Source organism: Frankia sp. Mgl5 (assembly GCF_023242985.1).
GTDB lineage: Bacteria > Actinomycetota > Actinomycetes > Frankiales > Frankiaceae > Parafrankia > Parafrankia soli.
In genome coordinates this window covers 1-2,781 of sequence record NZ_JALKFY010000738.1, presented here as the reverse complement: position 1 = coordinate 2,781, position 2,781 = coordinate 1, and the positions used below count along the sequence as shown (strand labels likewise).

Annotated in this window: 1 protein-coding gene; it reads right to left on the bottom strand. The window is 71.4% G+C overall.

Annotated elements, in window-relative coordinates:
- Positions 1–78: 78 nt before the first annotated feature.
- Positions 79–2,781: transglycosylase domain-containing protein (locus MXD62_RS27220; RefSeq protein WP_248832258.1), on the bottom strand; the 2,703-nt coding region annotated here is incomplete at its 5' end.

Sequence of the window (2,781 nt, the reverse complement as noted above, 5' to 3'; positions counted from 1 at the left end):
GGGGCCCCCCCCCCCCCCCACCCCCCCCGGCGGGGGGCGCCGGGCCCCCCCCGCGGCGCTGCTCAGTTCGCGACTTACTCAGTTGTTGAACGGATTGACCACGATTCCGCCGCCACCGCCACCGCCGCCACCGCCGGTGGGTGGCCGGGTCTGTCTCGGACGTGGCTGCTGACCCGTCTGACCCGTCTGCCCGGTCTGGCCGGCCTGCCCGCCGCCGTTCTGACCGTTGTCGTTCTGGTCGTTGCCGAAGATGTCGAAGTCGTCCGTCCCCGCGACCGGCGGCTGCGTGGGCAGGTCGGACGGGGTCGGCGCCGGCGCGGGGCTGCGCTGGGTGACGATCCCGCCGTAGGCGGGCGGATCGAACGGCTTCGGCGCGATGCCCTGCAGCGCCGCGTCCATGAACGCCTTCCAGATCTTCGCCGGGTAGTTGCCTCCGTACACACCCCGCTCGGCGCCCGGGATGCCCCGGAGCTGGTCGGCCACCTCGCCCTTGCCGCGGAACATGTTCACGCAGGAGGCGATCTCCCTCGTGTACCCGCAGAACCAGGCGGACCGGAAGTCGTCGGTGGTGCCCGTCTTCCCCGCCGCCGGCCGGTTGTTCGCCAGCCGGGCGCTCTTGCCGGTGCCGTGGTCGATCACGCTCTCCAGCGCGAAGGTCGCGTCCCTGGCCACGGACGGCGGGACGACCGGCTCCTTGTCGACGACCGGCTTCGTGCCGGAGTTCATCCCGTCCAGGATGACGCGGCCCGAGTTGTCCTCGACCTTGGCGACGATGTGCGGGGTGGCCCGGTAGCCGCCGCTGGCCAGCGTGCCGTAGACCTCGACCATGTCGAGCGCGCTCACGCCGTCCTTGCCGAGGCTGACGCCGGCGACGTTCTCGAGGTCGGCGTCGACCCCCATGTCGTGGGCGGTCTGAATGACGTTCGCGACGCCCACGTCGACGCCCAGCGGCACGAACACGGTGTTGATCGACTCGGCGGTGGACTCCACGAGGTCGGGGTAGCCCAGGTCTCCGGGGTCGCTCTCGTCGTTGCTGACCGGGTAGTCCAGGACCTGCAGATGGGCGGGGGCCGGGTAGGTGGATTTAAGGCTGATGCCTTTTTTCAGGGCGGTCACCAGGGTGATGGCCTTAAACGTCGAACCGGGCGGAAGCTTCGCTCCGGAAACGTTGTCCACATATTGCGCCTGGCCGTTCGTGCCCTTGCCGTAAAGGGACCCTCCGTACCAGGCGAGCACCTCACCTGTTCCCGGTTTTATCGCCACCAGCCCCGTGCGCAGGTCGGGTACGGCCGCGTACGCCTGCGAGATCTGGCTGGTCACCGCCTGGAAGGCCGCGGTCTGCCGGCCCTGGTCGAGAGTCGTCGTGATGCGCAGCCCACCACGGTTGATCTGGTCCTCGGTGATGCCGGCGGCGGTCAGCTCGCTCTCGACCTGGAGCTTGATGTACTGGACCTGATCGGAGGAGCTGCCGGAGCTGTCGGTCTTCTCCAACACCGCCGGTGGCTTCTCGGTCGCCAGTGACGCCGGGGCCCAGCCCTTGGCGACCATCGTCGCGACGACGTCCTTCCAGCGGGATTCCGCCGGCCCCGGGTTCACCTTCGGGTCCAGGTAGTTCGGGGATCTGATGAGCCCCCCGATGACAGCGCCCTCACCCGCCGTCAGCTCCGCGGCCGGCTTGTCGAAGTAGGTCTTCGCCGCCGCCTCGATGCCGTACGAGCCGCGCCCGAAGTAGATCGTGTTCAGGTAGAACTCCAGGATCTGGTCCTTGGAGTACTTCTGGTCAAGCTTGATGGCGAGCACGATCTCCCGCATCTTCCGGGTGAACGTGCGTTCCTGGGTGAGATAGGCGTTCTTCGCGTACTGCTGGGTGATGGTCGAACCACCCTGGGCGATCTCACCACCGCTGAGGTTCACCCACAGCGCCCGCGCGATACCGCGCGGGGAGATACCCGGCTCGTTGTAGAAGTTCTCGTTCTCGGCGGCCAGCACCGCGTGCTGGACGTCCTTCGACACCTGCGAGAGCGGGACGTCCGTGCGGTTCACGTCGCCGATCCGGGCGAGCTCGCCGCCGGGCTTTCCGTCCGCGCCGGCCCACGAGATGATCGACGTCTGGTCGGTCTTCACCTCCTCGGGCAGCGGCACCCGGGTCGCCGCGTAGATCACCGCGATGCCCGCGACGAACAGAAACGCGCCGGACGTCATCCCGATGAGCACCAGGCGGCGCAGCCATCGCGGCCGGTTCCGCCACCATCTGGGGCCACGCTTGCCCGCGTTCGGCCGGACGCGGCCCCGGCCGCCCGCGCGGCCGCCGGTCGCATGCGCTGCGGAGGTCTCGCCCGCGCCGGGCCGCCTGCCCCGTTCCCGGTCACTTGGCCGGGTCGGCCCACCCGGCCGGCGGCCTGCACCGGTGCGGCCTGCACCGGGCCGGCCGCCCTCCAGCGCGTCCAGCCGGGTGCCGGCCGAGCGCGACGCGCCGCCGGTGCGGTCGAGCAGGCCCGTGCGGTCCCCGTCGCCGAAGGAGTCGAGCCCGTCGCCGGGCGCCACCTTGTGGTAGACGGTCGCGTCGGCGGTGCGCTCGCGTACGTCGACGCGGCGCAGCGCGGCCTGGTCGACCGTGTCGTACAGGGCGTTCGTGCGGCCGGCGGGCTCCTCCGGCCCGGCCCCGCGCCCGCCGCCCGGGCGGTATGCCCGCAGCCGGGTGGTGGCGCCGGTCAGCCGGCCGTCCCGGCCGGTCGCCTCGGCGGCGCCGACTCCGGCCGCTGACCGGGCCGCGGCCCGGTC